The 6927-nt window shown below is 32.8% G+C and carries 5 protein-coding genes; 4 read left to right on the top strand and 1 reads right to left on the bottom strand.

What is annotated here, in order from left to right; all coding sequences use genetic code 11:
* The 4 genes from RTP52_RS06275 to RTP52_RS06260 form a co-directional block, all read left to right on the top strand.
* A partial coding sequence (locus tag RTP52_RS06275) for an alpha-amylase family glycosyl hydrolase (RefSeq protein WP_312369934.1) occupies window positions 1–1006 on the top strand: 1006 nt, incomplete at its 5' end.
* A gap of 341 nt (window positions 1007–1347) precedes the next feature.
* Window positions 1348–3012 carry a glycoside hydrolase family 13 protein gene (locus tag RTP52_RS06270; RefSeq protein ID WP_312369932.1) on the top strand — a complete coding sequence of 555 codons (1665 nt, stop codon included), beginning with the start codon at window positions 1348–1350 and terminating at the stop codon, window positions 3010–3012.
* A 236-nt stretch (window positions 3013–3248) separates the two neighbouring features.
* Window positions 3249–3593: a DUF4362 domain-containing protein gene (locus RTP52_RS06265; RefSeq protein ID WP_312369930.1), complete on the top strand. Its 345-nt coding sequence runs from the start codon at window positions 3249–3251 to the stop codon at window positions 3591–3593.
* Window positions 3594–4021: 428 nt separating this feature from the next.
* Window positions 4022–5302, top strand: a complete 1281-nt coding sequence (locus RTP52_RS06260) for a serine hydrolase domain-containing protein (RefSeq protein WP_312369928.1) — start codon at window positions 4022–4024, stop codon at window positions 5300–5302.
* Window positions 5303–5756: 454 nt separating this feature from the next.
* Here the strand turns inward: RTP52_RS06260 and RTP52_RS06255 are convergent, their stop codons facing one another.
* Window positions 5757–6641 (bottom strand): AraC family transcriptional regulator, encoded by an 885-nt coding sequence (locus RTP52_RS06255; RefSeq protein ID WP_312104579.1) that lies wholly within the window; start codon window positions 6639–6641, stop codon window positions 5757–5759.
* Window positions 6642–6927 lie beyond the last annotated feature (286 nt).

Here is a 6927-nt window from a genome sequence, read left to right as displayed (position 1 = left end):
CGGTAAGATTCCAGATGAAAAAATTACCGGAAATGGACCTATGCTCCATGAATATATTCGAGAGATGAACAGGAATAGTTTTGGTGATAAGGATTTATTAACGGTAGGTGAATGCTGGGGTGCAACTCCTGAAATAGCAAAAATATATTCCAATCCCGACGGTAGTGAATTAAGTATGGTATTTCAATTTGAGCATATTGGGTTGGATCAGATTCCGGGAAAAGAAAAATGGGATTTACAGCCCTTGAATTTAATTGACCTTAAGAATGTATTTCATAAATGGCAAACCTGTTTTAATGATGATGGATGGAATAGTTTGTTTTGGAATAACCATGACATACCAAGAATTGTATCAAGATGGGGAAATGATAAGGAATACAGGATAGAAAGTGCAAAAATGTTAGCAACACTTCTTCATGGTCTTAAGGGAACTCCGTATATATATCAGGGTGAGGAATTAGGCATGACCAATATTAAGTTTGACGATATCAATCAATATAAAGATATTGAAACTCTTAATATGTATAAAGACCGATTAAAAAAAGGGTATAAGCACGAAGATATTATGGAATCCATATATGCTAAGGGCAGAGATAATTCCAGAACCCCTATGCAATGGACTGATGAGAAAAATGGCGGATTTACAACCGGTACACCATGGATAGAGGTAAACCAAAACTTTACCGAGATAAATGCAGAAGAGCAGGTAAGTAATCCTGACTCCATATATAATTATTATAAAAAATTGATAGAAATAAGAAAGAACAATGAAGTAATTGTATATGGGGATTTTGAAATGTTACTTCCGGAAGATAAAAATATATTTGCATATGTAAGAACCTCAAAAGATAGCAAAATAGTTGTCGTATGTAACTTTTATGCAGAAGAAGTGGAATATAAGCTGCCAAAGGAATATGAAGATAAGAAAGAAGTACTTATCTCAAATTATAGCTCCATTAAACAAGGCAGATTAAGACCTTATGAAGCGCTTATGTATAGGGTATAGTACATTGAAATTCGTGCTGAGTAATTCTCGGTACAATTTCGTTTAAACTTTTAAGCCTTTAAACTTTTACTTTTAAACTTGGGAGGAATCAGCCAAAAGGATTTCTACCAGATAAGAAATATTGTACAAAGTTGAGGGAAGTTCACACGGATATTTGTGCCTACATCGTCCTTGTCCGGCCTACTGATAAGGCATGATTTCAGGTGTGAAGAATTTCTAAGATGCCAAAAAGGCGCTATCTAAGATATTCTAAAACTTCACACTAGAAGAATAAAAAAGTTCACATGACAAATTTGTGCTTGCGCTCTAATTCGCAGGTATTGAAAGCATGGAGGTTTCGTATGGAAAAAACAAGTACATTACATCCTTGGTGGGAAAGTGCGGCAGCATATCAGATATATCCAAGAAGTTTTCAGGATAGCAATGGTGATGGTGTGGGAGATTTACAGGGGATCATTAGCAGACTGCCGTATCTTTCTGATCTGGGTATTGATTTAATATGGATATGTCCTATCTATCCGTCTCCTAATGATGATAATGGCTATGATATTAGTGATTATCAAAATATCCAGACGGAATATGGTACTATGGAGGATTTTGAAGAATTACTACATAAAGCTCATGAACATGGTATTCGTGTTATAATGGATTTGGTAGTAAATCATACTTCTTCCAGTCATCCTTGGTTTATTGAGTCTAGAAATTCCAAAGATAATCCAAAGAGGGATTGGTATATATGGAAAGACGGAAAAAACAAGGAAGAACCAAACAACTGGGAAAGTATTTTCGGAGGTTCTGCTTGGGAATATGACGAAGAAAGTGAACAATATTTTTTGCACGTTTTCGGTAAAACCATGCCAGATATAAATTGGGAAAACACCCAGGTAAAAAAAGCAATATTTGATATGATTTGCTGGTGGCTTGACAAAGGAATTGATGGGTTTCGGGTGGATGCCATCAGTCATATTAAGAAACCGGACTTTAACGATATGCCTAATCCTAAGAACGAACGTTATGTTTCCTCCTTTGATAAGCATATGAATCAAGCTGGTATATTGGATTTACTAAAAGAACTAAAAGAGAATACCTTTTCAAAGTATGATATTTTTACCGTAGCGGAAGCCAATGGTGTACGTATTGAAGAAATAGAGGAATGGGTATCAGCAGAGAAGGGAATATTTAATTCTTTGTTTCAATTCGATCATTTAAATTTATGGAATGTAGGATCAGAGGAAGGAAAAGTATCCATTAAGAAGTTAAAAAATGCCCTGACTAAATGGCAAAAGGCTGCACCGACAGATGGAAATGTGGCTTTGGTAATGGAAAATCATGATTTAGTAAGATGTATAAGCCGTTTTGGTTCTGAAGATAAATACTGGAAAGAAAGTGCAACATGCCTTGCTTTAATGTATTATATGCAAAAAGGAGTTCCTTTTATTTACCAAGGGCAAGAATTAGGAATGTTAAATGCTGATTACGAGTCCCATTTAGACTTTCGTGATGATCCCACTTTATACAGTTATCAGGACCGTATTAATAAAGGTATGTCACCGGAAGAATCCTTACAGGTTCTAAAAAAGAGCACCAGAGATAATTCTCGTACGCCTATGCAGTGGGATGCATCCCTTCATGCAGGGTTTACTACTGGTACTCCATGGATGAAAGTAAATCAGAATTATCATTGGCTGAATGTAGAAGCACAAAAAGAAGATGAGGATTCTATACTTAATTTCTACAAAAAGCTGATTAAAATTAAAAAGGAGACCACCGGTCTTATTTATGGTGATTATGAGTTATTAATGGAAGAAAGTGAAAGCATATATGCTTACACTAGAAACTATGAGGAAAAAACGTATCTGATTGTATGTAACATATCAGAAGAACACAGTGAGTTACAAATCGATTTAGACATTATGAAGGGTGAAATACTCTTAAGTAATTATGCAGATAGAAACAGTAAAGAAATGATATTAAAACCTTATGAATGTAGGTTATACAGTCTTTAAATAAATAGTCGTATTATGAAGCAGACTTAGTCTAAGATAGATTTAAGTCTGTTTTTTTATGGATAAGATGGGTGTTATATAGTGAAAAAACCAAAAGTAATATAAAGATAGACCTCCAATATTTATTTAGAAAATGTAGGTTGATTATAGTAGTAATCACAAGTTGCATAAAGTATAATAATACCAAATATTTAAATTGCCACTATTATCTATAGCAAACTAAACGGGGGAATGTAATGAGAAAAATAGTTAAAATATGTACTTTAATTATTGTTTTAGCATTAACTTTCGGTGGGGTGTATTGGTTTATAATTCATCCTAAAACATACAAATATGATACAGCCGTAAAGAATGGTGATGTAGTTATAGGGGCAGGTGGATTAGCAAATGTAGATAAGTTCCATTCATTTATTAAGAATGTTGAAAATAAACAACCAGATAAAATACGTATCACAGCATTTTCTAAAGAAGGTTATCCCAAAATTTTTGATTTGGATTTTGATGGGATTATTATAAAATGCACTACGGAAATCTATTTGGTAGAGATAACACTAAAAAATATGGAGAATATACAAAGATAACAAAGGATGAAAAAAACGATTATATGCTTGAAGACGGAACAGGGAAAGGCGTGTGGATATTTCAAGAATAAAATTATAGGCTGCTCACGAGATTTTATATTAACTTCAATTAAGGAAGGAGGACATGCGCTCCTTCTTTAACGTACAGTACCAATATTTTTACCGAACTGAGCTTTTTTTGAAAATATGATTCTAGATAGATTTGTTTATAATGAAAACCCCATGATTGTTGAGAAATCATACCTTAATTTGACATTATCTGTATAGTACTATAGAATATCGATATCATATAAATTAACAAATATGTAATATGAAAAACTTGTAATTTCATAACAAAATATGAAAAGGAGAGTATAACAAGATTATTGCATATGGGTGAGAATAATCAATTATTTCAAAAATAAAGCATGTGAATAAGGAGTGTAGTAATGAACAGTTTACTAGCAACAAAAATAAATGACTTTATGGAATTATACTGTAATACATGGGCATTTAGTGGTTCGATATTAGTAGCTAAAAAGGGTGAGACTATTATTAAAAAAGGTTATGGAAAGGCTTCTATAGAACATAGCGTTCCCAATACATCACTAACAAAGTTTAGAATTTGTTCCATAACAAAACAATTTACTGCTATGTCAGTAATGATGTTACAGGAAAAAGGCTTATTAGATGTTAATGATAGCATTACTAATTATTTTCCTGAATTTCATCAATTTGATAAAAGAATTACGATACATCATCTTTTAACTCATACTTCCGGCCTGCAATATTTATTTAGAGAAGGCTTTCCAATATTATATAGCAAATCAAAACATAAACATGAAGATATGTTTAATTTCTTTAAAGATAAACCGCTTTTGTGTGAACCGGGAGAGAAGTGGAATTATTCTAACTATGGCTACTATTTACTTGCATGTATTATTGAAAATGTTTCAGGTATAAGTTATGATGAATTTTTGAAGAAAAATATTTTTGAACCTTTAAATATGAAGAATACCGGCAATGAAAGAAACAAAGTAATTGTACCGGGGCTAGCGAATGGGTATTATTTGAATGATAATGAGTTAATACATAATGATTATGTGAACATGGATGCAACTTTTGGATCTGGAGACATCTATTCTACAGTTGAGGATATGCTATTATGGGACAGGGCTTTATACAACGGAGAGCTTGTTTCTAAAACAACTCTTGATACAATATTTTCACCATATGCAAATTCCGGAGAAAGAAGTACGGAAGATAATGATTATGGTTATGGATGGTTTATCGATAAAATGTACGGACGTAATAGGATAAGCCATGATGGTGGTGGCTTAGGAGCCACAACTGAATTTCATAGATATGTCGATGAAGAAATAAGCATTATCGTATTAAGTAATTATGGATTTACAGCAGTGTGGCGTATTGCAGATATCCTTGCTGCAATAGTATTTCAAGAGGAGTATAGCTTTCCAGGTAGGCCGCTCGAATATGCTTTAGATTCCAAACTATATGAAGGATATATGGGGGTATATAAAGGGGACGGCATAAAACTCACTGTAGGAAGGGACAAAGAAAAAATGTTTTTTATTCTAGATGATGAATATATGATACCTATGTATCCGATATCAGAAACTAAATTTCATCATACTTGGATTGATGAGAGCTACACCTTTAATAAAGACGAAAATGGGGAAATGTACTTTTGGGGAGCTAAAAAACAATAATTTAGACGAATATGATGATAAAGATCAATTTTCTAAAATAGAATGTATGTTTTTTAGATTACATAAATATAGCGAACAAGAACAGACTGTTCATTTATGTTAGGTACAATACCGACCATGAAAAAGATTATAACGGAATGACGTATTATGAGAAGTAATTGTAAAAGTGATTGTAAGGATGACAAAAAGAGTGTGTGTGCGCACATACACACGAAAAGACCAGCGGGTGAATGGTTGATAGGATCCTCCTAAAGTAGACATGGTAAATAACCAAAATCTACTTTAGGAGGTCTTTTTTAACGAAAATTCTAAAGTAGTTTATTCAACGATGTATTAGAAAATGCAATCTATCATCAATTGAACAATATGTTTATAATCTGATTTAACACAAATTTGGTTATAGATTTAACATATATAAAACCAATTAAATATTGGTAAGTATAATACAGACAGATTACTCTCTATATTCCTGCCCTTGAAACGGAGAGGTTTGTAATTTACCTGTTACGTATTCGGTCGGTGTACAATGATACACCTTACGAAATGTACGTAAAAAGGTGGAATAGTCGCTATAACCACTCTGTAAACTTGCTGTTGTAATTGGAGTACCATCTCGCATTAATTCTAAGGCATTTGTAAGCCTTTTTTTTGTTATATAATTGTGAAGTGATGTTCCAGTCACTTCTTTGAATTTATGCATAAGATAGGAGGAACTTAAGTATAAGGCTTTGGATAATGCCTCGATGCTTAGATCACCGGATAGATTTTCCGAAATATAAGAAATAAGAGAATCTACATGTTTATTTGATTGAATACTAGATTGTGTTTCTATGAGAGGAGCAGAATCTAACATTCGATTCATTAATATCATAAGTTGCATAAAAAGTGTATTGGTATACAACTCACTCGCATATTCTTTGGAATGAAAGGAGTCTTCAAGTTCCTGTAAGAGGTATGAGAATTTCATTCTGTATTTCGATTCGGTACGCAAAAGATTACTTTTTTTCGATACCGTTTCCTGAAAGCAATCATCAAGATGATATTGTTTTAAGGAATCCTGTATGAGGTAATCTCGATTCAACCATAAAATAATACGATCATATGGAACTCCTGGTTGAATGATTGGCTTATGCATCTCATGGTGATTAATGAGTAAGATATCCCAAGGTAGTAATTGATAAACCTTACCCTCAACCATATAGGTTACATTACCAGAGAAAAAGATGACAATTTTTTGAAAGTCATGATAATGATATTCTATCGGTGCTGTATGGGAATCTTTTAGATGAAAAAATCGAAATTGGTCATTAAGGTAACCACGTTTGTTGTTTTGATCCATGTCGCTCCTTGTCATTCCTTCCTAATAGATTACTATATAAAAACACTATATAAAAAACTAATCCTATACTAATCCTAACTAGTCCTATGATAATATAAAAGAGCAGAAAATGCAATATGCCAAGTAGAAATAGATATATTATAGTTAAAATGTGTTGTATATCATATAGGTAGTAGGATAATGCCTGCTAAGCAAAGTAGAGACTTATCGTACATCGTGCAATATTGAGTAGAAGAAGACTTATATACAAAAAGGAACCGAAAAACGTAAGATTACATTTTAGGTT

Source organism: Lachnoclostridium sp., assembly GCF_031997925.1.
GTDB lineage: Bacteria > Bacillota > Clostridia > Lachnospirales > Lachnospiraceae > Lachnoclostridium.
Note: the sequence above shows the minus strand (reverse complement) of the source record. Positions and strands in the feature narration are given on the sequence as shown.